Source organism: Sphingobium sp. 22B (assembly GCF_001580035.1).
GTDB classification, from domain to species: Bacteria; Pseudomonadota; Alphaproteobacteria; order Sphingomonadales; family Sphingomonadaceae; genus Sphingobium; species Sphingobium fuliginis.
The window spans coordinates 84,353-108,885 of record NZ_LTAB01000008.1 but is presented as its reverse complement, the minus strand read 5'-3'; the positions used below and the strand labels follow the sequence as shown (position 1 = coordinate 108,885).

Below are 24,533 nucleotides of genomic sequence, written 5' to 3'. Positions count from 1 at the left end.
CCTATCTATGCAGACGGGTTTGGGCCGAGGCCAGGCGGCGCATCATCCGCACGTCCTTCAGATCGAGCTTGAGTGCAGTGGCCGCCCAATTCTCGACGATGTCCTTCAGTTCCTCATACTCCAGCGGATCGACGCGTCGACCTGCCTGGAACACCCCGACATGACCGGCATGATGGGGCAGGCTGGCCGCGATATAGTCGCGGACGGCCTGCTCACCCTCGCCATCCTCCACCAGCGTGTGGATAATGCCCATGTCGTGCATCTCCTGCGCGGTATAGACCTTGCCGGACAGGATCATCCGTTCGGCCGCCAGCCGACCCAGCTTGCGCGCGAGGATGGAATAAGCCCCCATGCCGGGGAAAAGGCCGAACAGCATTTCGGGCAGACCGAAACGCGCACTGCGTTCGGCAATCACGACATCGAAGCAAAGCAAGGCTTCGAAGCCGCCACCCAACGCATCGCCCTGTGCCAGCGCAATGGAAATAACGGGAAGGTCGCCATTGCGCCAGGTGCGATGAACCACGTCGATACAGGCGTGGCCATAGTCGACGAGACCGGGCAGGTCGCCACGCTCGATGCAGCCGGCGAACAGTTCCAGATCGCCGCCCAGATTGAAAACGCCGGGAAACCGCGATCCGGCCACCATATATTTGACCGGCAGCTTGCCCGCATCGAACAGTCGCTTGGTCTCCACATACCAATAGCGGACGTCACGCAACATGGCGGGGCTGAAATTCGGTCGATTCGATGGCGTCATGAACGCCCAGAGCGTAGCGGCATCCGCCTCCCAGCTTATGTCGATCTGGCCGAGGTCGAACATGGTCGAGGTGCCGACATCCGGCGTCGAGGCCATGCTTTCCGTAACGGCAGCCACGACATCTTCCTCCGCCGGAAGAGGGGCGGGAGTCAGATCGTCCATATGTTCACGGCCGGAATTAAATCGTCCGGAATCAACCATCTGAGCCCCCAAACTGCAACAGATGTTAAGCAGAACAGGGTTGCCGCGCTTATGCAATCGCGCCGAAAGGCATTGCCCCGGAATTAACCATTTTTAATAGCAACTGTTGCAGGGATGTCGCCCAAAAACCGGCCAATCGCGGAGATTTGTTGTATTTATACAACAAATAGCTTCTTTGAAAACTTGTCGCAAATCGGGTGCAGGCCTTTGTTAACCTTTATTAATTACGATCATCGTCATGAACACGCCCCGAACCGACAGGCAGCTTGTGACCCTGCTGCTGCACGACCTGCAAGGTGAGTCATGGCAGCTCAGCCTGGCTGCGGATTGTCTTTGTTTCATCGGCAATTACCGCCGGGTCGAAGGGTTCGATGTCGACGCGATCGTTGCGCTTGACGGGCTGCGCAAGAAGGGCTGAAGCGCGGCTTTGCGGCCTTGTCTGGCGCCTCTTTCGACCGTACAGCGCGCGCTGTGACAAATCCCCGCTTCTCCTTTTCGATCGCCGCGACCGACGGCAAGGCCCGCACGGGCGCCATCCAGATGCGCCGGGGCGAGATTCGCACGCCTGCCTTCATGCCGGTCGGCACCGCCGCCACGGTGAAGGCGATGCGTCCGGCCGAAGTGCGTGCAGCCGGCGCAGACATCATTCTTGGCAACACCTATCATCTGATGCTTCGTCCGGGGGCGGAGCGCGTCGCGCGACTGGGCGGCCTGCACGCCTTCATGGGCTGGGACAGGCCGATCCTGACCGATAGCGGCGGTTATCAGGTGATGAGCCTCAGCGCGCTGACGAAGATGAGCGAGGAGGGGGTCGCCTTTTCCAGCCATATCGACGGCTCCAGGCATATGCTGACGCCCGAGCGTTCGATGGAGATCCAGCGGTTGCTGGACAGCGACATCGTCATGGCTTTTGACGAGTGCACCAGGAACGGCTGCACCCATGACGAGGCGGCGAAGTCCATGGAGCGTTCCATGCGTTGGGCGAAACGCTCCCGAGACGGGTTCGATGCAGGGGCGGAACATGCGGAGCGGGCGGCGCTGTTCGGTATCCAGCAGGGATCGCTGGACGAGGGCCTGCGGCGGATTTCGGCGGAAAAGCTGATCGACATCAGCTTCGACGGCTATGCCGTCGGCGGGCTGGCCGTGGGCGAGGGGCAGGAGGCGATGTTCGCCACGCTCGATTTCGCGCCCGGCATGCTGCCGGCGGACAAGCCGCGCTACCTGATGGGAGTGGGCAAGCCGGACGACATTGTCGGCGCGGTGGAACGGGGGATCGACATGTTCGACTGCGTATTGCCCACCCGCAGCGGGCGCAACGGTCAGGCCTTCACCTGGGCCGGGCCGCTCAACATCCGCAATGCGCGCTTTGCGGAGGACAAGGGGCCGCTCGATCCGCGCTGCGGTTGCCCGGTCTGCACGACCTGGAGCCGCGCCTATCTGCACCATCTGGTCAAGGCCGGCGAGATGCTGGGCGCGATGCTGATGACGCAGCATAATATCCATTTCTACCAGGCGCTGATGCAGGGGATTCGGGACAGCATCGCCATCGGGCGCTTTCAAGGCTTCGCAGCGGATTTCCGGCGGGATTATCAGCGGGCCTGAGGGGGCAAGCTCCCCGAACGCCTACTCCAGCACCGTAATGACGATCGCATAGTCGCCCGTCTCCGGATCATGGTCCAGCGGTGCGCGCAACTGGCGTGACAGGCCGGTGAGCACCCGTCCGTAGCGCTCCTCCAGCCGGGCGGTCATGTCCGGCGATCCGCGCAGCGCCGGCGAGAGGATGTGGAGCACCGCCCGGTCGGTGCGGCCCGGTTCCAGTTGCACGGATATCCGCATCGCCGTGCGCGGATTGGACAGCATGGCAAGTTCCACCAGCTCGGTTAGCAGGAAGGCGATGGGTACGGCGACGTCCTGGCTGATGTGCAGATTGTCGCTGTCGATCTGAATGCCGAAGCGGCGCGCCTCGGCCGGGGCGGTGCCGCGCAGGCTGGCCGACAGTTCGCTGATCAGCGACCGCACGCCGACGCCGCGATGTTCCTCCAGCTCGGCATAATGGTTGCGGTGGACGACCGACAGCGCATCGACCCGCCGCTGGATCGTCGCATAGGCCTCGACCGCCTCGGCGTCATGGGCGGATCGCGCGTGCAGGTTGATCAGGCTCGCAATGATCTGGAGGTTGTTCTTGACCCGGTGATGGACCTCCCGCGTCAGCTTTCGCTGGGTTTCCAGGCCCTCCGCCATCTCCGCCTCATGGGTGGCGACATCCTCGCTGATTTCGCGGAAGGTGTCGCCCAGCGCCACGATCTCCTGCGCCGGGGTGCGGATGCGGCGCATCGGTTCCAGCACCTGACCGGGTTCATAGGCCGCCACCGTGCGGCGCAGCAGCACCAGCGGCCGGATCAGAAGGCGGTTGACGACCAACCAGCCAATGGCCGCCGCGGCGAACCACATGACCAGCGGCAGGAACAGCGACAACATGCGCGCGATCGTGACCGGGGGATCGCGCACCGTCATGGTGAGGACGATGTCGGGCGGGTCGAGCCGGGCGGAAAGCGTGGTGCTATGCCCGCCCGAAAGGCCGGCAGGCCGGGTGATGAGCAGGCTGCGGCCGCCCTCATTCAAGGTGATCTGCCGGTTCTGCAACGTGCCCGCCGGGTTGGTCATCGCCTCCAGATAACCGCGCGGATAATAAGCGATGGCGACCACCGCGCCGTTGGCGCTCCTCGCCCGGCTGATGAGATAGGGCGAATCCGTCAACAACTGCGCGGCGGCATCGCCGAAACGTTCCGACCGGGGAAGGCCCGGCGGTTCAGGCAGGGTGGAACCGCAAAGCCGCCGGCCCGAGCGGTCGTAGATATAATAGCGGCCGCCGCCACGGTCATGAGAGGTCAGGAAGGCGGAAAGGCGCGCGCACATCGCCGGATCGGGGCCGGATGTCGCAAAGGCATTGGCCGTCAGCATCAGCGCCGTTCGGTCGGACGCGAGATCGGCGGACAATTTGCGCGCACTTTGCGTCACCGCCACGCGCAGCAGCGCTTCCTTTTCCAGGTCGGTGGTGCGGATCGCCTGAAGCGAGGCGACCAGGGCGATCAGGCCCAGCGGCAGCAGGGCCAGCGTCAGGATGAGGAACATCTTGACGCCGGTGGAATGGGAAACCGCGTTCAATCTCTGAATGAAGGAAGCGGCCGGGGGAAGCATGCCTTCGGCCGGCGGCGGTGGGGATATTCTGTCCATTTACCTGACGCTGAACATCGAACGCCGATTCTTCGGGGAGAGCGTCGCTCGCCGGCCGGATTTTACCAGATGCGCCATGTCCCCTCCGCTTGTTTCCGGCTCCCCCCGGTCCGGCCGATCAGGGAGAGTCAGTCGAGCTTGCTGAGAAGGTCAAGCATTTCCGCGGGAATATCCTCGTCAACCGCGCGCTGATAGACGGATCGCAGGGCATTGGCGACCTGGCCGTCGTCCTTCGCGGCCGATGTGCGTTTCTTGCGGGCGACACTGCCCTTCACGCCAGAATCCGGAGTGTTGGTGCCGACATCTTTCTTGTCCCCTCCCGTCACATCCCGTTCCGTCGTTGAAGCAACCAAAACACGCCCCTCTGCAGCCATCAATGTCATGCCAGCCTGCTCTTTTTGCGGCTTTCCCCTATGACGTCAATTCGGCGTCAGGGAAATCAAAACACAAAATTCCAAAGATTTTCGAAAAAACCGAACGGCAGTGAAACAAATCCGTTGGTCGTTGGTTCCCTTGGCGAAGCATTTTTTGCCCGCCGCACGAGGTCGGTGGCGAGAATGGAAGGCGACGCGGGCGGTCATGCCCGAAGCATTTCCATTCTGAAAGGGGGTAAGGGGGCTTGCCACATCGGCATCGTCCATCCATCCTCCCATTCCGGCGAATGTTTCGGCATTTTGGTTAAGGCGTGGCTTTAACATAGGACAAGGCGCCCGATGGGCTGGGAGAATTTTTACAGATGTCGCTTGGTCAGCAACTGCACCCCCACCTTCCTTTCCTGCGGCGCTACGCGCGTGCATTGACGGGCAGCCAGGCGCATGGCGATGCCTATGTGCGCGCCACGCTGGAGGCGATCGTGGCGGCGCCCGACGAATTTCCGTCGAATGTCGATCCGCGCCTTGGCCTCTACAAGACTTTCCATGCGATCTGGTCCTCGTCCCATCTGGAAGACGGGCCGGTGCTGACCGGCGCCGACGGGCAGGAGGCGATCGCGCAGGCACGACTCGCCCGCCTGACGCCGCTGCCGCGCCAGGCGCTGCTGCTGACGGCGCTGGAGGGATTCACCGTCGATGACGTCGGCTATCTGATCGGCCTGGACAGCGACGATGTGGAAGCGCTGGTCAAGGAAGCGCTGAGCGAGATCGAGGCGCAGACCCGCGCCAAGGTGCTGATCATCGAGGATGAGCCGATCATCGCGATGGATATAGAGACCATCGTTCGCGACCTGGGGCATGAAGTCACCGCCATCGCCGTCACGCGCGAGGATGCTGTGCGCGAAGCCATGGCGGAACGGCCCGGGCTGGTGCTGGCGGACATCCAGCTTGCCGACGATTCGAGCGGCATCGATGCGGTGAAGGACATCCTCGCCGAATTCTCCGTTCCGGTGATCTTCATCACCGCCTTCCCCGAACGCCTGCTGACGGGCGAACGGCCGGAGCCGACCTTCCTCATCACCAAGCCTTTCCAGCGTTCGACCGTCAAGGCCGCGATTTCTCAGGCGCTGTTCTTCGACGAAGCGACCGCGCCGGCCTGACGTTGCGCGCGGCTTTCTGAAATTAGGCTGGAAAGAAGGGGAACCCCGGTCCGCGACCCGCGTTATTGATGCGTAACGATCGGGAGCGACCCATGGTCGAACAGGAGCAGCATATTGCGACGGAAGAAGCCAGGGCGGGCTCGACGCCGCATATCGTGCGTTACGTGCTCGGCGTTTCACTGACACTCGCGATCATCGTGATGATTGTGATATTGTGGGGCCATTGAACGCGGTTGCGGCAATTGGTCCTTGAGAAGAAAAAGATTGGGATGCGGACGCACATATGGCTTTGACGACTTCCGTTCATGCAGCGAGGGCGACAGCCGGTGAAGGGGTTGTTACCATGAGCGACGGCGTGGGCCAGGATGTTGAGCGCGAAACGCTTTCAGACACCGATTTCAAGCGGGAACTGGCGGCGGTCATCCCCCATCTGCGCGCCTTTGGACGGTCCCTGTCCGGCAATCGCGATGTCGCGGACGATCTGGTGCAGGAAACGCTGCTGAAGGCCTGGGCCGCGCGCAGCCGCTTCCAGGCGGGCACCAACATGCGTGCCTGGACCTTCATCATCCTGCGCAATCATTATCTGTCGCAGATGCGCCGTTCCCGCTTCCGGGGCGATTGGGACGATCTGGCGGCCGACCGCCTGCTTGCCGCGCCTGCCGGGCAGGACAAGCATGTCGAACTGTCCGACATGCAGCGCGCCTTGCTGCAATTGCCGCAGCCCCAGCGAGAGGCGCTGATCCTGGTCGGCGCGGGCGGCTTCGCCTATGAGGAAGCCGCCGAAATCTGCGGCGTCGCCGTGGGCACCATCAAGAGCCGCGTCGCCCGCGGCCGCGCCGCGCTGGAGCAGATATTGGAAAATGGCGAACTGCCATCCCGCCGCAGCCAGGAAAGCAGCGACGCCGCGGTGCTGGACGAGATCATGGACGATGTCGACCGGTTGAGCCGGGGCCGGGAATCCAGGGAAACAGGTGAAGATACCGACTCCGACGTGGAGTGATCTGTGCTATACTCTCCGCCTCGGTATGCGAGGATCGGGAGAAGGAGAATGGACGAAGGTCGTAAGGACGAACCCTTCGAACCGGCTTCCTTGCCGGGCCGGTCGCGGGGAAGCCTGATCATATTCCTTCTGGTCGCCCTGGCGCTGGTGCTGGCGATCGGCTTTTTCTACATGACGAAGGAACGCGACGACCGCCGTGCCGACGCCCTTATGAAGGCAGCCGGTTCCGTCGACAGCGCCGCCCATGTGGTGGGCCACGCGGCGAAGAACGCCGCGGATGCGCTTCGCAACCAGAATTGATTGCCCCTGCCGGTCCGCTTCGCCGGCATGGCCGGCGGTCCCGTTCAGAAAATCTTTGTGATTGTCGTGCATTGTCCCTGACAGTGTCGGATTTCCTTACAGCGCCTGTAAGCTGATCCGGCTGTCACCTGCCCGCCGGGCGCAGCGGGAACGCGCGACGAATGATAAGATTGTTCAAACATTATGTGCCGCATGCGGTCCTGCTGCTCGGCCTTCTGGACTTCATGCTGCTGATGGCGGCGGCTGAAGGCGGGTGGATTCTGCGGGCCCGTCAGATCGGCATGGAGGTCGATCATGTGTCGACCCGCATCGCGCCGCTGCTCAGTTTCGGCCTGGCCATCCAGACAGCGATGATCGCGGTCGGCGTCTATGGGCCGGAGGCGCTGCAATCCATCCGCTACGCGCTGGCGCGGCTGCTGGTCGCGATTTCGCTGGGCGTGTTGTTCCTGTCGGTCATGCATTTCCTGCTGCCGGACATCACGCTCTGGCGGTCCAATTCGCTTTACGCCATGGGGCTCGCCATTGCCCTGCTGCTGGCGATCCGCGTCCTTTTGGGATCGATGCTCGGCGGCGAAGCGTTCAAGCGGCGGCTGGTCGTGCTGGGCGCGGGCAATCGCGCCGACCGCATCCGGGAGATCGAGCAGCGCAAGGGATCTGGCTTCCTCGTCGTCGGCTACATTGCGATGAATGACGGCGCGCAGGTGATCCCGGAGGCGATCAACCGCAGCGCCATCTACAATCTCGCCGATTTCGTCGTCCGCCTGGCCGCGAGCGAGGTGGTGCTGGCGCTGGAGGAACGGCGCAACGCCTTGCCGCTGAGCGACCTGCTGCGCATCAAGACCACCGGCGTCCATGTGAACGAAATCTCCACCTTCCTGGAGCGGGAAACCGGCCGCGTCGACCTGGACAGCGTCAATCCGAGCTGGCTGATCTTCTCCGACGGCTTTTCCGCCGGCCGCCGCCTGTCCAGCATCGCCAAGCGGCTGTTCGACGTCCTCGCCAGTTCGATCCTGCTGCTGCTGACCGGCCCCATCATCCTGCTGGCCGCCCTGTTGGTGAAGCTCGACAGCAAGGGGCCCGCCTTCTACCGCCAGCAGCGCGTCGGCCTTTACGGCGAGGAATTCTGGATCGTGAAGCTGCGCACCATGCGACAGGACGCGGAACTGTCCGGCCAGGCGGTCTGGGCGGAAAAGGACGATCCGCGCATCACCCGCCTCGGCTATTGGCTGCGCAAGCTGCGCATCGACGAACTGCCGCAGACATGGACGGTGCTGAAGGGCGAGATGAGCTTCGTCGGCCCGCGCCCCGAACGCCGCCAGTTCGTAGAGGATCTGGAACAGCATCTGCGCTATTATGCGGAGCGGCACATGGTGAAGCCCGGCATCACCGGCTGGGCGCAGATCAACTATCCCTATGGCGCGTCGATAGAGGATGCGCGGAACAAGCTGGAATATGATCTTTATTACGCCAAGAACTACACGCCTTTCCTCGATCTGCTGATCCTCATCCAGACGCTGCGCGTCATCCTCTGGCCGGAGGGGGCGCGGTGAGCGGCCTGCTGCAATTCGTCGGGGACTGGGGCCATGCGCTGGCCGCCGTGCTGTTCGCGGCGCTCGGCATTTTCGTCCTGCGCCGCCGGGAAGAAGCCGCCGAACAGCGCCTGCTGGCCGCCGCGCTGCTGCTGACCGCCTGCTGGTCGCTCTATGTCTCCTTCGGCGGGGTGGGCAAGCCGCTGACCGGCATCGGAGAAAATATCCGAAACGCGGCCTGGTTGCTGCTGCTGTTCGCGATGCTGCGGCGGAACGGCGCGGTGCGGGGAGAATCCCTGCTGGCGATCGGATCGGTCTATGCCGCCGTGGCGGGAATCATCCTGCTTCAGACCTTCACCGACCTCATCTGGCGGCAATTGCCGGAGCCTAGCGACCTGCACCGCGCGCTTCTTCACGCCTCGCTGGTGCTGCACCTGATGACCGCCATTGGCAGCCTGATGCTGGTCCATCATCTCTATATCAGTTGGCCGGTCCGGGAACGGGAGCGGGTGGCGCTGCTGCTGGGGGCGCTGGCGGCGATGTGGACATATGACCTCAATCTCTATGCCATCGCCACCTTCGCCATCGACCGGGCAAGCGATCTCTACGCGCTGCGCGGGCCGATGATGGCGCTGCTGGCCCCGGTGATCGCGGCGGGAATGCGCGCCGACATGGCCGGACGGCTGCAACTGTCCCGCACCCTGACATTCCAGTCGCTATCCCTCGCGGCCATCGCGCTCTACATCGTGGTGCTGGCGGCGGCGGCGGTGCTGGTGGAACTGGTCGCCGGGCCCTATGCCCGCGCGGTCGAGATCGGCTGCGTCTTCTTCCTGGCGGTAAGCGCGCTCGTGCTGCTGCCTTCCCGCCGGCTCCGCGCCTTCTGGAAGGTGCAGGTGGCCAAGCATTTCTTCCAGCACCGCTACGACTATCGCACCGAATGGATGCGCTTCGGCGACACCATAGGCCGCCCCGGCGACAATGCCCTGCCTTTGGGGGAGCGCGTGGCGAAGGCGGTGGCCGACATCACCGATTCTCCCGCCGCCCTGCTGATGCTGCGCGCGGACGACGGCGCGTTGGCGTTCGAAACGCACTGGAACTGGCAGGGGGACAGGCCGGACGGATCGGTCGTGCCCGCCCCGCTCGCCGCCCTCATCGAACAGAGCGGCTGGATCATCGACATCGACCGCCCGCCTTCCGGGGCCGGGGAAATCAGTGCGCCGGGTTGGATGAGCCTGGACCGCCGCGCCTGGGCGCTGGTGCCGCTGATCCATTTCGGCCGGCTGATCGGCGCGATTCTGCTTGCCCGCCCGCCGATCGACCGCCGGCTCGACTGGGAGGATTTCGACATGCTGCGCGCCGCCGGACGGCAGGCGGCCAGCTATCTGAGCGAGGCGCAGGGCCAGCAGGCGCTGGACGACGCCCAGCGTTTCGAGGAGTTCAACCGCCGCTTCGCCTTCATCATCCATGACGTCAAGAATCTGGTGAGCCAGCTTTCGCTGCTCGCCCGCAATGCGGAGCGGCACGCCGACAATCCGGATTTCCGCACCGACATGGTGCTGACGCTGAAGGAATCGGTGGGCAAGATGAACGACATGCTCGCCCGCCTGTCGCAGCATAACAAGGGCCGGGCGGAGGAACCCCGGCCCATGGCGCTGCGCGAAGTGGCGGAGCAGGTCGCGCGCACCCGCTCGCGCCAGCACGAAATAGGCGTGACCGGCGACGCGCCGCCCGTGCTGGCCGATCCCGCCAGGGTCGAGCAGATCGTCACCCACCTGCTCCAGAACGCCATCGACGCCAGCCGGCCGGACAGCCCCGTGGAATTGCGCTTGTCCGCCGAGGACGGCTGCGCCCTGCTGGATGTCGTCGATCAGGGCCGGGGGATGACCGCGGAATTCATCCGCCGCGAATTGTTCAAGCCCTTCTCCTCCAGCAAGGCGGGGGGCTTTGGCATCGGCGCGTTCGAGGCGCGGGCGCTGGCCCAGGCGATGGGCGGGCGGATCGATGTGGAAAGCAAGCCCGGCGTGGGGAGCCGGTTCACGCTGCGCCTGCCTTTGGCGCAACAGGATCTTAGGGGGAAGGCCGCCTGATGAGCGACATGCGACCGAAACTGCTGATCGTCGAGGACGATCCGGGCCTGCAACGGCAATTGCGTTGGGCCTATGAGGAATATCAGCTCTTCATCGCGGGCGACCGGGAGGAAGCGATAGAGATGCTGCGCGAGCAGGCGCCCGATGTGGTGACGCTGGACCTGGGCCTGCCGCCCGATCCCGACGGCACCAGCGAAGGGTTCGCGACGCTGGCGGAAATGCTGCGGATCAAGCCGGACACGAAGGTCATCGTCGCGTCCGGCCATGGGGCGCGGGAAAGCGCGCTGCAGGCCATTTCCGGCGGCGCCTATGATTTCTACCAGAAGCCGGTCGACATCGATGAGCTGGGGCTGATCGTCCGCCGCGCCTTCCACGTTCATGCGCTGGAGCGGGAAAATGCCCGGCTGGCCGAAACCGCGCCGGAGGGCGGGCGCGTGCTGGGCCGGCTGATCACCGCCGCGCCGGAAATGATGAAGGTCGCCCGCACCATAGAACGGGTGGCGGCCGCGGACGTCTCCGTCCTGCTGCTGGGCGCAAGCGGCACCGGCAAGGAATTGCTGGCGCAGGGCCTGCACGATGCCAGCCCGCGCCGGGACGGGGCCTTCGTCGCGATCAACTGCGCAGCGATTCCCGAAACATTGCTGGAGGCCGAACTGTTCGGCCATGAGAAGGGCGCCTTCACCGGGGCGATCAAGACCACGCCCGGCAAGATCGAGCAGGCGCAGGGCGGCACGCTCTTCCTGGACGAAGTGGGCGACATACCGCTGGCCTTGCAGGTGAAGCTGCTGCGCTTCCTGCAGGAGCGGGTGATCGAACGGATCGGCGGACGCCAGCCCATATCGGTCAACACGCGGATCGTCTGCGCCACGCATCAGGATCTGGAAGCCATGATCGCGGCAGGCACTTTCCGGGAGGACCTCTATTATCGCCTGGCGGAGATCGTCGTGCGCATTCCCGCTCTCCGGGAGCGGCCGGGTGATCCGGCGCTGCTGGCGCGGCATTTCCTCCACCGCTTCGCCAAGGAGATGAATCCGCAGGTCAAGGGGCTCGCGCCCGATGCGCTGGCGGCGCTCGACGCCTGGGGCTGGCCGGGCAATGTGCGAGAGCTGGAAAACCGCATGAAGCGCGCCGTCATCATGGCCGACGGCAAGCATGTGACCGCGGCCGATCTCGATCTGGACGGGGATCGCGCCGAAGGCGGTGATGTGGTGAACCTGAAGGCGGCGCGGGAAATGGCCGACCGCCGCGCGATCCGCCGGGCGATTGCGCGGACGGACGGGAATATCTCCGGCGCGGCGAAGATGCTGGGGATCAGCCGGCCGACGCTCTACGATCTGCTGAAGCAATATCGGATGCAGAATTGAAGGCCCCGATTGTACCAAAGCGCGCCGCATCCATGCGAAGGCAGGAGCCGAGGTCCAGAGTCAGGGCTGGACCGGTCGCATAATTGGAATGTCACAAATGGCCATTACCCTTCAGATCGCCGTACCGTTAACGAACAGTAGCCCGATAGCTTAGCCGGCCGCTCTCCCCCGGTGAAATCTCGTCCAGCACGGTCCAGCGGACATGGGTGATGTCGGCAGGCACGGCCCGACGGGTTCCGCCCAGCGGCGTTGGCAGCCAGAGGTCGGCAAGGCGCCCCCAATGAGCACCCCCATCCACCGAAACCTGCATGGCCGGATCGCTGAGGTCGAGTTGCGTACCGCGCGGCACGGCATTGGTGACGGCCAGGCCGCGCACCGGACGGTTGCCCTCATTGCGCCAGTTGACGACGAAGATAAGCTGGTCGCCCGATCCTGCGCGGTCGGCGCTTTCCAGCACGCGGCGGGCGCGGCCGTTGACGTCGGTGCTGACCCGCTCCACGAACATCTGCCGTTCCAAACGGATCTCCTGCCGTGCCGACGCAAGCTGCGGCGCCGCCATGCAGGCGAGAGCGACGAGCCAAGCCCCCAATTTCATCCCAGTCCCCCATGCTGTTTCCCGGCCGAATGTGGCAGCAGGTGCCGAAGATTTGGTTAAGGTCTTGTTTCCCTTGCTATCGGCCTGTTTCGCTGATGTAAATCGTCGGGCCTAAATTGACGGACCGGTGCCGCCGGTGCAGAAAAAGGGCGGCGGGCAAGGACATTTCAGGCGTGACACCCCAGGAACAGCAGGAGATCAACCGGCGGCGGGACCGCTTGCTGGCGTCGATTGCGCTGACGACCGGGATCGGGCTCGTCCTGGCGCTGCCCTTTGCGTTGAGGGAGGGGGCGGAGTTCTTCCTGCCGCTGACCGCCGCGCTGGTGATCGCCATTGCGCTGGTTCCGTTCCTGGAATGGATGGAGCGGCGGCGCGTCCCTTCCGCACTGGCGGCGCTGATGGCGGTGATCGCCTTCCTGCTGGTGGCGAATACCGCCCTCGTGCTGATCGTCGTCCCGGCGGCTGACTGGTTCCGGCTGTTGCCCGAGCGCCTTCCCCAGATACAGAATAATCTCGCCCCGTTGATCGATTTCTATTCGCAGCTTCAGCGCTTCGTCGACGAAACGGTGCAGATGCTGGCGACCGGGCCGGTGGCGGCGGCGCAGACGGCGGCGGTGGATGCGCCCCGATCGCTCCTGCAGTTCGCGGCTACCTCCGCCCCAGCGGCGATCATCCAGATGGTGTTCGCGTTGCTCATCATCTATTTCTTCCTTGCCGGCTGGACGCGACTGCGGCGGCGGACGATCAACAGCCGGGGCAGTTTCGATGGCGCAATGGCGGTGGCGCGGGTGATCCAGAATGTGGTCGACGCGACATCCGCCTATGTCCTCACCATCGCGACGATCAACCTGTGCCTTGGCCTGGCGGTGGCGTTGGCGTTGTGGCTGATCGGCATGCCTTCGCCGCTGATGTGGGGCGGAATTGTCGCGCTGCTGAATTTCGTTCCCTATTTCGGGCCGATGCTGGCGGCCGCCTTGCTGGCGCTCGGCGGGCTCATGGTGTTCGACGATGTGTGGAAGGCGCTGCTCCCCGCGGCCTTGCAGGTCGGATTCCATCTGGTGGAGGCCAATGTCATCACGCCGACGATATTGGGACGGCGGCTCACCATGAACCCCCTGCTGATTCTGGTGTCGCTGACCTTCTGGGGTTGGGTGTGGGGAACGCCGGGCGCCTTGCTGGGCGTGCCGTTGCTGATCATCATCCAGACAGTCGTGTCGGCGGCCGGAACACCGGACATCGCCGGTTTCCTGTTCGAGCGCGGTACACTGACGGTCGACCCGCGCAAAGAAAATGACGAAAGCCGTGAAACTGATGTTGCAGGCAGTTGACAGGGGGAACGGGGCCGCATAGATGCCCGCCCACACCGAACGCGGGTGTAGCTCAGTTGGTTAGAGCGCCGGCCTGTCACGCCGGAGGTCGCGGGTTCGAGCCCCGTCACTCGCGCCATTTTCCTCAAGGGGGAAGTGGAAGGTTTTCCAGATCAGCATCGTCTGGTGGCCATTGAGGTCATGAAGATGCCGCCCTGCGCGGGTGTAGCTCAGTTGGTTAGAGCGCCGGCCTGTCACGCCGGAGGTCGCGGGTTCGAGCCCCGTCACTCGCGCCACTTTCCGTCATGATGGATATGGTTGGTTTTGGCCAATCCAGGACATTCCCCTCCCGCAAGCGGGAGGGGTAAGGGGTGGGTGCGAGCGCAGCGAGCTTCCAGCTTAGCCGTTGAAAATTCCCGCTGATGTCGCGCTAGCCCACCCCCTAGCCCCCTCCCGCCTGCGGGAGGAGGAATGTCCTGATTCCACCCAAATCAGCCAGCCAGGCGGCTCACGAACTTATCACGTCACCCGCACCCTCTGCGCTCATGGAAAAACGCAGCGCGATCCTAGGCTCGTTGCAAATCCAGATCCGCCGCGTTGATTCCCAGCCTCCTGATCTGCTCCGCCACAGGCGGCCATACGGTCTCCATGAAGCGCGCCCGTTCCATTTCCCGCAACCGCCGCGTCGCGCCGTCGGCGACGAACATGCCGACGCCGCGCTTCACCACGATCAGCCCATCGTCCTGAAAGCATTGATAGGCCTTCGCTACCGTCAGCGGATTGGCGCCCTGCTGCGCGGCCAGGGCGCGCACGGAAGGCAGCATGTCCCCGTCGCGAAATTCCCCGTCCAGAATAGAAGCGGCGATGATCTCCCGAAGGCGGAGATAGACGGGTTTTGAGTCGTCGGCCATGGTGCATCAGTGCCATAATACAGCGTGGCAGGTCAAGCGACGCCCTTGCGCCATATCCGGTTGAGCGTGTAACTATCTGTCCCAGACAGAAACTATATTGTCATATTCTGGCCGAGGACGCTCTTCCTGTTCCCGTCCCGCAGTGCCGATGAAGACGAAGCCCGCGATCCGCTCCCCGGCCTTCGCAAAGGCGGCGCGCACATCCTCATTATAGCTGGGCCAGCCCGTCAGCCAGCCCCCCGCAAAGCCCAGCGCATGCGCTGCATGGAGCAGATTCATGATCGCCGCGCCCGCCGACAGTTCCTGTTCCCACACTGGAATCTTGCTACCCTCCACCGGCGCGGACAGCGCGACGACCAGCGTGGGCGCCTGATGCGCGAACTGGCGCATTGACTCCATCTCCAGCCGCCCGGCATCGGGCCTTTCGGCGCGATACGCCGTCTCGAGCAATGCCGCGAGAGCGTCCCGCTTCTCCAGCGGCACGATCACGAAGCGCCAGGGCGCCAGCTTGCCATGATCGGGCGTGCGCTGCGCCACCTCCAATATCGTGCGGAGCTGGCCTTCGTCCGGTCCCGGCGCGATCAGGTCGCGGGGCTTGCCCGATCGGCGGGTCTGGAGAAGCGAGAGCGGAGAACTGCGGTCGTTGAACATGGCCGTCCAGATGGCCCGGCGGCGGGCAGGACGCAAGGGCAGGGCCGCTCTTTGACAGACGAATAATTTCGGTTCTAGGCTGGCGGCGACAAGGGATGCGTTTCGCAGGGCCCGCAACAAGATAGGATAAGGGGCCGGATGGCGACCTCCATTTCAACGCCCGCCGGGGCAGGAGCGGGCAGGACCTGGCTCGGCCATCCGCGTGGGCTGTTCCTGCTGTTCTTCGTGGAGATGTGGGAACGATTCTCCTTCTACGGCATGCGTGCGCTGCTGATCTTCTACCTGACGCAGCATTTCCTCTTTTCCGATCGCGACGCCAGCTACGCCTATGGCGCCTATATGTCGCTGATCTACATCTCGCCACTGATGGGCGGCTATCTGGCGGACCGCTATCTCGGCCAGCGCAAGGCCGTGCTGTTCGGCGGTGTCGTCATCGCCGCCGGGCACATCATTTTGGGCATGGAAAGCGACGATGCGGGGGCCATGGGCCTTGGCCTGTTCTGGCTGGGCCTGGCGACGGTGATCACGGGTACGGGCTTCCTCAAATCCAGCGTTTCGGCACTGGTGGGGCAGCTCTATCCGCGCGACGACATGCGACGCGACCCGGCCTATACGATCTTCTACATGGGCATCAACCTGGGTGCGACAATAGGCCCGGTCATCTGCGGCTATCTGGGCCAGACATGGGGCTGGCACTGGGGCTTCGGCGCGGCGTCGGTCGGCATGATCGCGGGCGTGATCGGCTTCATGCTGTGCAGGCCGCTGCTTCAGGGCAAGGGCGAGCCGCGCGATCCCGAACGCCTCAGGCAGCGTGTCGGCGGCATCCTCAGCCGCGAATGGCTGGTCTATCTTTCCAGCCTGGCGTTCATCGCGCTGTGCTGGTTCCTGATCCAGAATCATGTGATCGTCGGCTGGATGCTGGCCGCGGCAAGCGTCGCCGTCGTGCTGTACATCCTCTGGGAAGCGTTCGGCCGGATGGAGCGGATCGGCCGCGACCGGATGCTGGCGGCGCTGTTCCTGCTGGTCATCAACCCGCTCTTCTGGGGCCTGTACGAACAGACGGGATCGTCGCTCAGCCTGTTCACGGATCGCTATACGGACCGGAACATCTGGGGCTTCAACGTGCCCGCCTCGATGTTCCAGTCCGTCAACGCCGCCTATATATTGATGTTCGGACCGGTGATGGCGGGCTTGTGGATCTGGCTGGCGAAGCGGGGTTGGGAACCCTCCACTCCTGCCAAGTTCGGCATTGCGCTGGCGCTGGTGGGCGCGGGCTTCCTGATCCTGGTGGCGGGGACCGGCGCGCCCGGCACGCTGACGCCGGTGCTGTTCATCTTCCTGCTCTATCTTTGCCACACGCTGGGCGAACTCTGCCTGTCCCCTGTCGGCCTGTCCGCCATGTCGAAACTGGCGCCGTCGCGGATGATCGGCCTGATGATGGGCATCTGGTTCCTGGCCATGGCGCTGGGCGAATATGCCGCCGGGCTGATTGCGGCGGCGACGGGCGGAGAGGGCGGCGCGGCCTCCCGCGGCGATGTGCTGGCGGTCTATGGCAGGATCGGCTGGTGGTCGGTCGGCGCGGGGCTGGTCGTCATGGCGCTGGCGCCGCTGGTGAAGCGGCTGATGCACGCCGACCGGTTCGACGAAGAGGGCGAGTGAGCGGCGCTACCCCGTCGCGCCCCATATGTCGCTGGCGCGGATGAAGCCCTTCTGCCCCCCTACGTCGAAGGCGCACCAGCCCTTGCCGCAGGAAGAAAGCCGCCCCACCACGCCCTTCTGCGCGCGGAACAGGGCGCGGGCGTCCTCGCTGGGGGAATCGCGCATCGGAGCGATGTCCGCTGTGACGATGGCGGTGGGGGTGTCGCTCAGCAGGCGGACATGCATCCACCCCTGCGTGCCGGTCGAATCCTCCACCTTGCGCCACAGGCCCAGCACCTGCACCACCTTCACCGGCAGGTCGCGGCGGCGATAGACCCAGTTGGATGGGTAATCCAGGCTGGGGCCCACGCGCATGCGTGCCTCGGCCTGGGTCAGCGACGCCCAATAGGGCACCGGCTTCGCAGGCGCGGCCCATGCCCCGCCCGCCCAGCACAGCGCCGCGACCATGCCCGCGCCCAGATAGCCCTTCATGCCCATATCGTCCCCATTGCCTGACTGCCGGACCATAGCCGCTCGCGGCCATGACCGACAACCGCTCTCTTGCGGATATGGATAAGCGCTTGACCATCGTCCTCACGGGGAATAGCGGCCAGACATGGCCAAGAAACCGCGCCCCGCCACGCCGCGCGTCATCGTTACGCGCCGCCTGCCTCCCAATGTCGAGGCGCGCATGGCCGATCTGTTCGATACGGTCTTCAACATCGGTGACGTGCCGATGGATCGCGCCGCGCTGACCCGCGCCATGGCGCAATGCGACGTGCTGGTGCCGTCCGTCACCGACCAGATCGACGCCACGCTGATCGAGGCCGCGCCGGAGAGGCTGCAACTCATCGCCAGCTTCGGCAGCGGCGTCGACCATATCGACCTCAATGCCGCGCGGCAGAAGGGGATCATCGTCACCAACACGCCCGGCGTGCTGACCGAAGACACCGCCGACATGACGATGGCGTTGATCCTGTCGGTGCCGCGCCGCCTGGCGGAGGGGGAGAAGCTGGTGCGCTCTGGCGCGTGGACCGGCTGGAGCCCGTCGGGCATGCTGGGGCACCGCATCGGCGGCAAGAAGCTGGGCATCATCGGCATGGGCCGCATCGGCCGTGCGGTCGCGCGCCGCGCGGCGGCCTTCGGCCTTTCCATCGCCTATCACAACCGCCACCGCCTTCCCTTCGAAGTGGAGCAGGAATTGCAGGCGCACTGGCATGGCGATCTGGAGTCTCTGCTGGCGGGCAGCGACATCGTGTCGATCCACTGCCCGCTCAACGCCGACAGCCGCGGGATGATCGACGCCCGGCGGATCGCGCTGATGCGGTCCGACGCCTATCTGATCAACACCTCGCGAGCCGAGATCACGGATGAACCGGCCTTGATCGGGGCGCTTGCGGAAGGACGGATCGCAGGGGCGGGGCTGGACGTCTATACGCATGAACCGGCGGTCGACGCCCGGTTGCTGGACCTCTCCAATGTGGTGCTGCTGCCGCATATGGGGTCCGCGACAATCGAGGGGCGCGACGCCACCGGGGCACGGGTGATCGCCAATATCCGCAGTTGGGTCGACGGCCACCGGCCGCCCAATCAGGTGCTGGAAGGTTGGGTCTGAAGCGATCGCCGGTCCGATGGGGAAATGGGTGGTAATCTGACGCCCACTTATCCCTCTCCCTTGAAGGAGAGGGCTGCGCAGACTTGGCAGCTTGCTGCCTTAGTCGCAGCTGGGTGAGGGGGGTGCGATCCAACGGATCGCGCGGACCGCAGGCCCGCTTCCCTCCTCTAAATCAGCCCAGGCTCCTTCGTCGCCAAGGCTTCCCATCCTACTCCCTCAAGGAGAAGGAAGGTCTTGAAATCGCCAATCCCAATCCTCCCCTCATCACCCACATTTCAAGCCAGTGGATCCAGGGTCCCAAGCGCCGCGACCAGTCCCAGGATGAGGACCGCCAGGCTGGTTTCCGCCAGCAGCGACAGGCGCAGATGGGCAACGCCTCCATTCCTCTCCAGCATCGGCGTCAACCACCAGCGATTGGCGGCGGCGAGCAGCAGCATGCCGGCGAACAGCGCCAGCTTGGTGAGAAGCAGCCAGCCATAGAGGCCATGCAGAAGCGCGGGCAGTTGGGCTATACCGACGATCATCACTGCGTTGAATGCGCCGGTCAGGATCAGCGTCGCGACGAAGATCGTGCCGAACAGGGAGAAACGCTCCAGCATATGGGCGGTTCGTCCGCTCTCCCTTCCCGACAGCACGGCATGCAGCAAGGCCAGCAGCGCACCGAACCATCCGGCGGCGGCCAGCATATGCAGCGCGTCCGCGATGCGGTGGGCGCTGCCGGCAAGGCCTTCGCTGGCGGCGGCATGGCCCGACCAGGCCAGGGTCGCGGCGGCGATGGCGGCGGGCAGGGCCAGGGCGGCGTTCCATCCGGCGCCCTGCCGGAGCAGCAGCGGCAGGATCGACAGCAGCGCGACGGCCCGGACCGCCAGCACCATGCCAAGCGGCGTTTCCTTGAGCAATATCCCGACGACGCCCCAGTCGGGGGGCAGGAACGGGGTTCCCGCCATGGCCGCCGCGCTGGCGAGCAGCCACAGGGCGGAGAGCGCAAGTCCGGCCACCGCCAGCGCGCCGATCGCCCCGCGCCGCGCGCCTCCGCCCATGCTCCACCAGAACAGCGGCAGGCCGGCGAGCGCTGCAAGATCGGCGTACAGGGCGAAACGGGCAGTGACGAGAAGCCAGTCCATCGACCTTACTTGACCGAGAAGCTGTATTTGCCCGCGATCTTGTGCTGGTCGGCGCCGACGATGTGCCAGTTTAGGTCGTAGCTGCCGGCCGGCAGCGCCCGGGGCAGGGTGACGATCATGGTCTTCCCGTCCCCGTCGACCGCGGTCTTGAAGCCCTTGATCGGCATCGGCGCATGATCGGCCATGCCCGGCATGCCGGTCATGGTCAGGTCCACGCCGCTCAAGGGCGCGAGCAGCTTTTCGGAAAAGCTGAGCGTCAGCCGGGTGGGTTTGGAGACGGTGGCGTCCGCCGCCGGGCTGGAGGAAAGCAGCTTCGGATGCGCCAGCGCTGCGGAGGGGAGGGCGGCAAGGCCGAAGGCGGCGGCCAGCATGGCGGGGGTGAACAGGTTGCGACGCATGATGATAGGCTCCCGATCGATTGCGGTTACGGACCATTACGCATTGCGCTTTCCGACCCCTCGACCGGAGCGCAGGAATTTTTGCATGAGGGGTCGGTAAGCGCCCTGCGTATTGCAGGCGACAGGACATGGTGTTTGTGGTGATTTCCGGCGTGGCGGATGATGCCCGCCGGCTTGAAGCCGCTATGTGGAGTGAGAGTGATGAGCGACCTCGATCAGCTATTGGGCCAGGTGGCCGCCCAGATGCGGAACGCCCCCGCCGATCCGCGTCTGGAAAGGCTGGAGGACGCCGTGATGGCAGGCGTCGTCTCGCGCCGCGAACGGGCCGTGGCGCGGCGCAGCCTCGCGCTGGCGGGGATCGTCGCGGTCGGCATCGGGTGGATCGGCAGCGTGGTGCCCGGCAGCCCGGCGCAGGCGGCGTCCCGGCCCGCCATCATCGGCATGTCGGATTACGCACCCTCCCGCCTGCTGGGGCAGTGAGTCATGCGGGTGGCAAGGGCATGAGGGGAACCGCACGCTATGGGCTGGTCGCGCTGGTCGCCTTTGCAGCGGCGCTGGCGGCGGTGCTGGTGGCGCGGGCCTGGATCGCGCCGGAACCGCGCGTCGAAAGCGAGGTTCATGCCCTGATCCACCAGAAGCTGGAACTGGATGCGGCGCAGGAACGGCGCATTCACGCGCTGGAGGCCGATTTCGCGAGGCGGCGCGAGGCCATGGAGGCGGAGATGCGCGCCGACAATGCGCGACTGGCGCAGGCGATCGCGGCGGAGCATGGCTATGGCCCGAAAGTGGCCGAGGCCGTCGACCGGTCGCATCACGTCATGGGCATGCTTCAGAAGGAGACGCTGAAGCATATCTTCGCGATGCGCGCCGTGCTGCGGCCGGATCAGGCGGCGCAGTTCGACGCCGCCATCGTCAAGGCGCTGACCCGGCCAGCCCCCGTCCCGCCGGAGCGGTGAGCCCGTCGCTCACCGAACGCGGCGATGCAGAGCTGGCCGCGCTGGCGCTCGCTGGGCAGCAGAGCGCCTATGGCGAGCTGATGCGCCGCCATCGCGACGCCGTGTTCCGTCTGGCGCGGGGACATGCGGGCGATGCGACGGAGGCGCTCGACATCACGCAGGAGACGTTCATCTCCGCCTTCGCCGCGCTTGCCCGCTATGATGGCGCGCGGCCCTTCCGGCTGTGGATCGCGCGGATCGCGGTGAATAAATGCCGTGACTGGGCGCGGCGGCGGGCGGTGCGGCGCTTCTTCACCTTCGCCCGGCCGATAGAGGAAGCAGGCGCCGTGGCGGACGGCATGCCGACGCCGGAGGAGGCCGTCCAGTCCCGGGCGGAGCTGGCGCATATCCATGCAGCCATCGCCGCATTGCCCGGCAATCTCAGGGACGTGCTGGTTCTGCGCGCCATCGAGGGAATGAGCCAGGCGGAGGCGGCGCAGATATTGGGCATCAGCGAGAAAGCCGTCGAAACACGCCTCTACAGGGCGCGCAACAAATTGGCCGAAGGATTGAGGGATGGGGCGACGGGCCGCGTATAGGGGGAAACCGTCCTTATTGCAGAGCTGTCCATGGCCTTCACCCTTCCCGATGTCGATCGCCGCACCCTCGTCCGCAATCTTGGCGGCCTGGGCGGCGCGCTGGCGCTGAGCCGGCTTTTCCCCGCCTGGGCGCGGAGCGGAACGGCCGGCCTGACCCCGGCCCCGGCCCCAGCCCCGGAAGTGCTGAGCGGCGAGGCCATCGCCCTGACCGTGGCGGAGGGGCATTTTTCGACCGGCGGGCGTTCGGCGCACGCGGTGATGATCAACGGCACGCTGCCCGCGCCGCTCATCCGCCTCAAGGAAGGGCAGAATGTCCGCCTGTCCGTCACCAACCGGCTGCGGGAGGATACGTCGATCCACTGGCACGGCCTGATCGTGCCCTTCCAGATGGACGGGGTGCCGGGGGTCAGCTTTCCCGGCATCCGCCCCGGCGAGACCTTCACCTATGAATTCCCCATCCGGCAGTCCGGCACCTACTGGTATCACAGCCATTCCGGCATGCAGGAGGCCGTCGGCCATTATGGGCCGATCGTGATCGATCCGGCGGGCGTCGATCCGGTGGAAGCCACGCGCGAGCATGTCCTCATCCTGTCCGACTGGAGCCCGGTCCACCCGCACGTCCTGCTGAAGCGCCTCAAACAGATGGGCGGCTATTTCAACATGCAGAAGCAGACCTTGGCGGGGCTGCTGGCCGGGAAGGACCAGAACGCGAAGGAGCGCATGGAATGGGGCGCCATGCGGATGGACCCGACCGACATATCCGACATCACCGGATCGACCTACAGCTTTCTGGTGAACGGCCATGGCACGGCGGAGAACTGGACTGGCCTCTTCACGCCGGGCGAGCGGGTGCGGCTGCGCATCATCAATGCGGCGGCCATGACCAACTTCAACCTGCGGCTGCCGGGCCTGCCGATGACCGTGGTGCAGTGCGACGGCCAGCATGTGCAGCCGGTCGAGACCGACGAGTTCCAGATCGGCATCGCGGAAACCTATGATGTGGTGGTGCAGCCCGGGGAAGCGAAGCCCTACGCCCTGATCGCGGAAGCGATAGACCGATCGGGCCTCGTTCGGGCGACCCTGGCGCCGCGCATGGGCCTTGCGGCGGAGGTGCCGCCGCTGCGCGCCCGACCGCTGCTGGGCATGAAGGACATGGGCATGGACATGTCCGGAATGGACATGGGGCAGGGCGGAGTCATCGATCTCAGCCAGCCCGCCAATGAAGGCATGGCCGGCCATTCGATGAAGATGCGCGACAGGTCGGTGGCGCCGCAGGTGAAGATGGGACCGGGCGTCGCGACGCTCTCGCCCATGCCGGCCGACAGGACCGCCGACCGCCCGACGGGGCTGAAGACCGTCGACCATCGCGTGCTGACCTATGCCGATCTCAAATCGCTGACGCCCCATGCGGACAGGCGTCCGCCGACCCGGACGCTCGACATCCACCTCACCGCGAACATGGAGCGCTATATGTGGTCCTTCGACGGGGTGAAGCTGTCGGATGGGGCGGACCCCATTCCCTTCCGCCATGGGGAGCGGGTGCGCGTCAACCTGATCAACGACACGATGATGCCGCACCCGATCCATCTGCATGGCCATTTCTTCGAACTGGTGACTGGTGCGGGCGACCATAATCCGCTCAAGCACACGGTGAACGTGCTGCCGGGGGGAAAGGTGAGTTTCGACCTTACCGCCGACGCGCTGGGCGATTGGGCCTTTCACTGTCATATGCTGATGCACATGCACACGGGGATGATGCGCGTCGTGACCGTGCGGCACGCGGGGGACGCGGCATGAAGGCGCCGGTTTGCCTGGCCGCGCTGCTGCTCGCTTCCGCCGCCTTGCCGGTCTGGGCGCAGGATCATGGCGGGATGGACCACGGCGCCATGCGGCAGGAGGATCATTCCGACCATCCGCCTGCCGGGGACGCCCATGCCGGTCACGGCCAGCCCGCGCCCGATGACGGCGTGCCCGAAGGGGTGGCCCCTCCCATGCCGTCCAATCATGCCTCGGAAGCCTTTTACAACCCCGCCGAAATGGCGCGCGCCCGTGCCGCCATGCTCAAGGAAAGCGGCGGCATGACCTTCTCCCGGCTGATGCTCGACCGGCTCGAATATCGCATGGGCAGGGGCGCCGACGGCTATCATTGGGAAGGGGAGGGCTGGATAGGCGGCGACATCGACCGTTTCGCCTTCAAGACCGAAGGAGAGGGCGAATTCGGCGGCCCGCTGGAAAGCGCGGAGGTGCAGGCGCTTTACAGCCGCGCCATCGATCCCTGGTTCAACCTGGAAGCCGGCGTCCGCCACGACATTCGCCCCGATCCGCAGCGGACCTATGCGGTGGTGGGGATAGAGGGCCTCGCCCCCTATTGGTTCGAGGTCGGCGCGCAGGCCTTTCTGTCCGACAAGGGCGGCGCGCATCTGCGGCTGGAGGGCAGCTACGACCAGCGCATTACCCAGCGCCTGATCCTGCAACCGGCGGCGGAGATCAACCTCGCGGCGCAGGACGTGCCGGAACTGGGCATCGGTTCGGGTCTTTCCGACATCGAGTTGGGATTGCGCCTGCGCTATGAATTCGCGCGTGAATTCGCGCCCTATGTCGGGGTCAACTGGGAACGCAAGCTGGGCGACACCGCCCGCTTCACCCGACGGGATGGAGAGCGGGCTGCAACGACGAGCCTGGTGATGGGCGTGCGCTTCTGGTTCTGATCGCCCGACCGCGGTCAGGAACCGGCGGTCCCGCCATCCGTTGGAAGGA

Annotated in this window: 27 protein-coding genes and 2 tRNA genes; 19 read left to right on the top strand and 10 right to left on the bottom strand. The window is 65.3% G+C overall.

Features of this window, described 5'->3' with window-relative positions:
* Position 1 precedes the first annotated feature (1 nt).
* Positions 2-919, bottom strand: coding sequence for a crotonase/enoyl-CoA hydratase family protein (locus A0J57_RS09730; RefSeq protein ID WP_099185718.1), 918 nt, complete (start codon positions 917-919; stop codon positions 2-4).
* A gap of 277 nt (positions 920-1,196) precedes the next feature.
* Between A0J57_RS09730 and A0J57_RS09725 the strand changes: the two genes are divergently transcribed.
* Positions 1,197-1,376, top strand: coding sequence for a hypothetical protein (locus tag A0J57_RS09725; protein WP_025549524.1), 180 nt, complete (start codon positions 1,197-1,199; stop codon positions 1,374-1,376).
* Positions 1,377-1,429: 53 nt separating this feature from the next.
* Positions 1,430-2,560: a tRNA guanosine(34) transglycosylase Tgt gene (gene tgt, locus A0J57_RS09720; protein ID WP_061935323.1), complete on the top strand. Its 1,131-nt coding sequence runs from the start codon at positions 1,430-1,432 to the stop codon at positions 2,558-2,560.
* Between the two features lie 21 nt (positions 2,561-2,581).
* On the opposite strand, the gene A0J57_RS09715 is transcribed toward tgt, so the two are convergent.
* The 3 genes from A0J57_RS09715 to A0J57_RS25940 form a co-directional block, all read right to left on the bottom strand.
* Complete coding sequence (locus A0J57_RS09715) at positions 2,582-4,090, bottom strand: sensor histidine kinase (protein ID WP_061935505.1); 1,509 nt, start codon at positions 4,088-4,090, stop codon at positions 2,582-2,584.
* A gap of 230 nt (positions 4,091-4,320) precedes the next feature.
* The gene (locus A0J57_RS26855) at positions 4,321-4,575 is read right to left on the bottom strand and encodes a NepR family anti-sigma factor (protein WP_044662533.1); all 255 of its coding nucleotides are present in this window, start codon (positions 4,573-4,575) and stop codon (positions 4,321-4,323) included.
* Between the two features lie 36 nt (positions 4,576-4,611).
* Positions 4,612-4,833, bottom strand: a complete 222-nt coding sequence (locus A0J57_RS25940; RefSeq protein WP_130030177.1) for a hypothetical protein — start codon at positions 4,831-4,833, stop codon at positions 4,612-4,614.
* A 95-nt stretch (positions 4,834-4,928) separates the two neighbouring features.
* On the opposite strand from A0J57_RS25940, the gene A0J57_RS09705 reads away from it, so the two are divergent.
* From A0J57_RS09705 to prsR, 7 genes are all read left to right on the top strand, one after another.
* The gene (locus A0J57_RS09705) at positions 4,929-5,723 is read left to right on the top strand and encodes a response regulator (RefSeq protein ID WP_025549521.1); all 795 of its coding nucleotides are present in this window, start codon (positions 4,929-4,931) and stop codon (positions 5,721-5,723) included.
* Positions 5,724-5,815: 92 nt separating this feature from the next.
* Positions 5,816-5,950 carry a hypothetical protein gene (locus tag A0J57_RS27150; RefSeq protein WP_025549520.1) on the top strand — a complete coding sequence of 45 codons (135 nt, stop codon included), beginning with the start codon at positions 5,816-5,818 and terminating at the stop codon, positions 5,948-5,950.
* Between the two features lie 116 nt (positions 5,951-6,066).
* On the top strand, positions 6,067-6,723 hold the full coding sequence (locus A0J57_RS09700) for a sigma-70 family RNA polymerase sigma factor (protein WP_025549519.1): 657 nt from the start codon (positions 6,067-6,069) through the stop codon (positions 6,721-6,723).
* Between the two features lie 48 nt (positions 6,724-6,771).
* A complete protein-coding gene (locus tag A0J57_RS09695; protein WP_025549518.1) occupies positions 6,772-7,023 on the top strand; it encodes a hypothetical protein in 252 nt (83 codons plus the stop codon).
* A gap of 161 nt (positions 7,024-7,184) precedes the next feature.
* Complete coding sequence (locus A0J57_RS09690) at positions 7,185-8,573, top strand: TIGR03013 family XrtA/PEP-CTERM system glycosyltransferase (RefSeq protein ID WP_044662531.1); 1,389 nt, start codon at positions 7,185-7,187, stop codon at positions 8,571-8,573.
* On the top strand, positions 8,570-10,639 hold the full coding sequence (gene prsK / locus A0J57_RS09685; RefSeq protein ID WP_061935320.1) for an XrtA/PEP-CTERM system histidine kinase PrsK: 2,070 nt from the start codon (positions 8,570-8,572) through the stop codon (positions 10,637-10,639). The genes A0J57_RS09690 and prsK overlap by 4 nt, the downstream gene beginning before the upstream one ends.
* Positions 10,639-12,003, top strand: coding sequence for a PEP-CTERM-box response regulator transcription factor (gene prsR, locus A0J57_RS09680; RefSeq protein WP_044662529.1), 1,365 nt, complete (start codon positions 10,639-10,641; stop codon positions 12,001-12,003). The genes prsK and prsR overlap by 1 nt, the downstream gene beginning before the upstream one ends.
* Before the next feature lie 127 nt (positions 12,004-12,130).
* Here prsR and A0J57_RS09675 read toward each other — a convergent pair whose 3' ends face one another.
* The gene (locus A0J57_RS09675; protein ID WP_061935317.1) at positions 12,131-12,598 is read right to left on the bottom strand and encodes a hypothetical protein; all 468 of its coding nucleotides are present in this window, start codon (positions 12,596-12,598) and stop codon (positions 12,131-12,133) included.
* A 173-nt stretch (positions 12,599-12,771) separates the two neighbouring features.
* On the opposite strand from A0J57_RS09675, the gene A0J57_RS09670 reads away from it, so the two are divergent.
* The 3 genes from A0J57_RS09670 to A0J57_RS09660 all read left to right on the top strand — a co-directional run bounded on the left by A0J57_RS09670 (position 12,772) and on the right by A0J57_RS09660 (position 14,201).
* Positions 12,772-13,926 carry an AI-2E family transporter gene (locus A0J57_RS09670; protein WP_044662553.1) on the top strand — a complete coding sequence of 385 codons (1,155 nt, stop codon included), beginning with the start codon at positions 12,772-12,774 and terminating at the stop codon, positions 13,924-13,926.
* 41 nt (positions 13,927-13,967) lie between these two features.
* A tRNA-Asp gene (locus A0J57_RS09665) sits at positions 13,968-14,044 on the top strand.
* 80 nt (positions 14,045-14,124) lie between these two features.
* Positions 14,125-14,201 (top strand) — tRNA-Asp (locus A0J57_RS09660).
* Positions 14,202-14,471: 270 nt separating this feature from the next.
* Here A0J57_RS09660 and A0J57_RS09655 read toward each other — a convergent pair.
* Together A0J57_RS09655 and A0J57_RS09650 are read right to left on the bottom strand one after the other, a co-directional pair.
* Positions 14,472-14,816 (bottom strand): GntR family transcriptional regulator, encoded by a 345-nt coding sequence (locus A0J57_RS09655; RefSeq protein WP_061935314.1) that lies wholly within the window; start codon positions 14,814-14,816, stop codon positions 14,472-14,474.
* Positions 14,817-14,888: 72 nt separating this feature from the next.
* Positions 14,889-15,467, bottom strand: a complete 579-nt coding sequence (locus A0J57_RS09650) for a nitroreductase (RefSeq protein ID WP_061935503.1) — start codon at positions 15,465-15,467, stop codon at positions 14,889-14,891.
* Between the two features lie 138 nt (positions 15,468-15,605).
* On the opposite strand from A0J57_RS09650, the gene A0J57_RS09645 reads away from it, so the two are divergent.
* Positions 15,606-17,126 (top strand): peptide MFS transporter, encoded by a 1,521-nt coding sequence (locus A0J57_RS09645; protein WP_044662527.1) that lies wholly within the window; start codon positions 15,606-15,608, stop codon positions 17,124-17,126.
* A gap of 6 nt (positions 17,127-17,132) precedes the next feature.
* Here the strand turns inward: A0J57_RS09645 and A0J57_RS09640 are convergent, their stop codons facing one another.
* On the bottom strand, positions 17,133-17,603 hold the full coding sequence (locus tag A0J57_RS09640) for an SH3 domain-containing protein (RefSeq protein WP_061935501.1): 471 nt from the start codon (positions 17,601-17,603) through the stop codon (positions 17,133-17,135).
* Positions 17,604-17,721: 118 nt separating this feature from the next.
* On the opposite strand from A0J57_RS09640, the gene A0J57_RS09635 reads away from it, so the two are divergent.
* The gene (locus tag A0J57_RS09635) at positions 17,722-18,720 is read left to right on the top strand and encodes a D-glycerate dehydrogenase (RefSeq protein WP_061935311.1); all 999 of its coding nucleotides are present in this window, start codon (positions 17,722-17,724) and stop codon (positions 18,718-18,720) included.
* Positions 18,721-18,995: 275 nt separating this feature from the next.
* Here A0J57_RS09635 and copD read toward each other — a convergent pair whose 3' ends face one another.
* Complete coding sequence (gene copD / locus A0J57_RS09630; protein WP_061935309.1) at positions 18,996-19,844, bottom strand: copper homeostasis membrane protein CopD; 849 nt, start codon at positions 19,842-19,844, stop codon at positions 18,996-18,998.
* 5 nt (positions 19,845-19,849) lie between these two features.
* Positions 19,850-20,242: a copper homeostasis periplasmic binding protein CopC gene (gene copC, locus A0J57_RS09625; RefSeq protein WP_044662524.1), complete on the bottom strand. Its 393-nt coding sequence runs from the start codon at positions 20,240-20,242 to the stop codon at positions 19,850-19,852.
* 201 nt (positions 20,243-20,443) lie between these two features.
* On the opposite strand from copC, the gene A0J57_RS09620 reads away from it, so the two are divergent.
* The 5 genes from A0J57_RS09620 to A0J57_RS09600 are packed head-to-tail and all read left to right on the top strand — an operon-like array spanning position 20,444 to position 24,484.
* Positions 20,444-20,722, top strand: a complete 279-nt coding sequence (locus tag A0J57_RS09620) for a hypothetical protein (protein WP_044663174.1) — start codon at positions 20,444-20,446, stop codon at positions 20,720-20,722.
* A gap of 20 nt (positions 20,723-20,742) precedes the next feature.
* Positions 20,743-21,198 (top strand): periplasmic heavy metal sensor, encoded by a 456-nt coding sequence (locus A0J57_RS09615; RefSeq protein WP_025551831.1) that lies wholly within the window; start codon positions 20,743-20,745, stop codon positions 21,196-21,198.
* Complete coding sequence (locus tag A0J57_RS09610) at positions 21,195-21,776, top strand: RNA polymerase sigma factor (protein ID WP_061935307.1); 582 nt, start codon at positions 21,195-21,197, stop codon at positions 21,774-21,776. The genes A0J57_RS09615 and A0J57_RS09610 overlap by 4 nt, the downstream gene beginning before the upstream one ends.
* A gap of 30 nt (positions 21,777-21,806) precedes the next feature.
* A complete protein-coding gene (locus A0J57_RS09605; RefSeq protein ID WP_061935304.1) occupies positions 21,807-23,573 on the top strand; it encodes a copper resistance system multicopper oxidase in 1,767 nt (588 codons plus the stop codon).
* A complete protein-coding gene (locus tag A0J57_RS09600; protein WP_061935301.1) occupies positions 23,570-24,484 on the top strand; it encodes a copper resistance protein B in 915 nt (304 codons plus the stop codon). The genes A0J57_RS09605 and A0J57_RS09600 overlap by 4 nt, the downstream gene beginning before the upstream one ends.
* Positions 24,485-24,533 lie beyond the last annotated feature (49 nt).

Bases quoted from the DNA above. Each gene is read 5' to 3' on its own strand.
- A0J57_RS09730 (WP_099185718.1), bottom strand. From the start codon at position 919: ATGGACGATCTGACTCCCGCCCCTCTTCCGGCGGAGGAAGATGTCGTG.
- A0J57_RS09725 (WP_025549524.1), top strand. From the start codon at position 1,197: ATGAACACGCCCCGAACCGACAGGCAGCTTGTGACCCTGCTGCTGCAC.
- A0J57_RS09715 (WP_061935505.1), bottom strand. From the start codon at position 4,090: ATGTTCCTCATCCTGACGCTGGCCCTGCTGCCGCTGGGCCTGATCGCC.
- A0J57_RS26855 (WP_044662533.1), bottom strand. From the start codon at position 4,575: ATGACATTGATGGCTGCAGAGGGGCGTGTTTTGGTTGCTTCAACGACG.
- A0J57_RS25940 (WP_130030177.1), bottom strand. From the start codon at position 4,833: ATGGACGATGCCGATGTGGCAAGCCCCCTTACCCCCTTTCAGAATGGA.
- A0J57_RS09705 (WP_025549521.1), top strand. From the start codon at position 4,929: ATGTCGCTTGGTCAGCAACTGCACCCCCACCTTCCTTTCCTGCGGCGC.
- A0J57_RS27150 (WP_025549520.1), top strand. From the start codon at position 5,816: ATGGTCGAACAGGAGCAGCATATTGCGACGGAAGAAGCCAGGGCGGGC.
- A0J57_RS09700 (WP_025549519.1), top strand. From the start codon at position 6,067: ATGAGCGACGGCGTGGGCCAGGATGTTGAGCGCGAAACGCTTTCAGAC.
- A0J57_RS09695 (WP_025549518.1), top strand. From the start codon at position 6,772: ATGGACGAAGGTCGTAAGGACGAACCCTTCGAACCGGCTTCCTTGCCG.
- A0J57_RS09690 (WP_044662531.1), top strand. From the start codon at position 7,185: ATGATAAGATTGTTCAAACATTATGTGCCGCATGCGGTCCTGCTGCTC.
- prsR (WP_044662529.1), top strand. From the start codon at position 10,639: ATGAGCGACATGCGACCGAAACTGCTGATCGTCGAGGACGATCCGGGC.
- A0J57_RS09675 (WP_061935317.1), bottom strand. From the start codon at position 12,598: ATGAAATTGGGGGCTTGGCTCGTCGCTCTCGCCTGCATGGCGGCGCCG.
- A0J57_RS09655 (WP_061935314.1), bottom strand. From the start codon at position 14,816: ATGGCCGACGACTCAAAACCCGTCTATCTCCGCCTTCGGGAGATCATC.
- A0J57_RS09650 (WP_061935503.1), bottom strand. From the start codon at position 15,467: ATGTTCAACGACCGCAGTTCTCCGCTCTCGCTTCTCCAGACCCGCCGA.
- A0J57_RS09645 (WP_044662527.1), top strand. From the start codon at position 15,606: ATGGCGACCTCCATTTCAACGCCCGCCGGGGCAGGAGCGGGCAGGACC.
- A0J57_RS09640 (WP_061935501.1), bottom strand. From the start codon at position 17,603: ATGGGCATGAAGGGCTATCTGGGCGCGGGCATGGTCGCGGCGCTGTGC.
- A0J57_RS09635 (WP_061935311.1), top strand. From the start codon at position 17,722: ATGGCCAAGAAACCGCGCCCCGCCACGCCGCGCGTCATCGTTACGCGC.
- copD (WP_061935309.1), bottom strand. From the start codon at position 19,844: ATGGACTGGCTTCTCGTCACTGCCCGTTTCGCCCTGTACGCCGATCTT.
- copC (WP_044662524.1), bottom strand. From the start codon at position 20,242: ATGCGTCGCAACCTGTTCACCCCCGCCATGCTGGCCGCCGCCTTCGGC.
- A0J57_RS09620 (WP_044663174.1), top strand. From the start codon at position 20,444: ATGAGCGACCTCGATCAGCTATTGGGCCAGGTGGCCGCCCAGATGCGG.
- A0J57_RS09615 (WP_025551831.1), top strand. From the start codon at position 20,743: ATGAGGGGAACCGCACGCTATGGGCTGGTCGCGCTGGTCGCCTTTGCA.
- A0J57_RS09605 (WP_061935304.1), top strand. From the start codon at position 21,807: ATGGCCTTCACCCTTCCCGATGTCGATCGCCGCACCCTCGTCCGCAAT.
- A0J57_RS09600 (WP_061935301.1), top strand. From the start codon at position 23,570: ATGAAGGCGCCGGTTTGCCTGGCCGCGCTGCTGCTCGCTTCCGCCGCC.